Here is an 826-nt window from a genome sequence, read left to right on the forward strand (position 1 = left end):
GCCAAAGAGCCTTTCATATCGGCCGCACCACGACCATGAAGGTAGCCATCGATGATGGTTGGCTCGAACGGTGGTGTACCCCATTGTTCTAGCTTGCCTGCGGGTACGACATCTGTGTGACCTGCGAAAGCAAACAATGGCGCTTCGTTACCGCGACGCGCCCAAAAGTTGGTGGTGTCTTCAAACACCATAACTTCAATTTCAAAACCGAGCGCTTTTAAACGTTCGATCATTAGGTCCTGACAACCTGCATCTTCAGGTGTTACGGACTGGCGGCTGATCAGGTCTTTTGCAAGTGCCAGTACTGGACTGTCTGTCATCCTTGAGTCTTCCTTACATTTATGAATTAAAAATCGTAGCGTATTGGTCTGCTTTGAAACCGATATGGAGTTGGCCGTCTACGTTCAGAATTGGGCGCTTAATCATCGCTGGGTTGTCAACCAACAGCGCAATAGCATTTTCTTCGTTAAGCGTGTCTTTTTGTTCTTGAGTCAGTTGGCGGAACGTGGTGCCACGTTTGTTGAGAACTTGTTCCCAGCCTAGCGCCTGACAAAATTCAGTCACCATTTGAGCATCAATACCTTGTTTGCGGTAGTCGTGAAAATCAAACGTAATGTTTTCAGCTTCCAACCATTTCTTTGCTTTTTTGATGGTGTCGCAGTTTGGAATGCCGAACATGGTAATTGTCATAATGTTTCCCTTTTTTATTCTGTTTTTACTCTCTAGAGCGCAACGCGCGTTGGGGAGGTATTTCTTGGCTGATTCAGCAGCCTATCAATAAGCAATCAAACTGACAAAACGATGTGGTTAATAATGTGTATATAGA

General features: G+C 45.4%; 2 protein-coding genes. Both read right to left on the minus strand.

The features are described 5' to 3' along the window. A partial coding sequence (locus R7R24_RS25845) for a M20/M25/M40 family metallo-hydrolase (RefSeq protein ID WP_318119981.1) occupies window positions 1-320 on the minus strand: 320 nt, incomplete at its 3' end. A 19-nt stretch (window positions 321-339) separates the two neighbouring features. Beyond that, window positions 340-690, minus strand: a complete 351-nt coding sequence (locus R7R24_RS25850) for an ArsC family reductase (RefSeq protein ID WP_043038160.1) — start codon at window positions 688-690, stop codon at window positions 340-342. Between the last annotated feature and the right edge of the window lie 136 nt (window positions 691-826).

The sequence above is a fragment of the Vibrio sp. 704 genome, from assembly GCF_033339295.1.

Bases quoted from the DNA above. Each gene is read 5' to 3' on its own strand.
- R7R24_RS25850 (WP_043038160.1), bottom strand. From the start codon at position 690: ATGACAATTACCATGTTCGGCATTCCAAACTGCGACACCATCAAAAAA.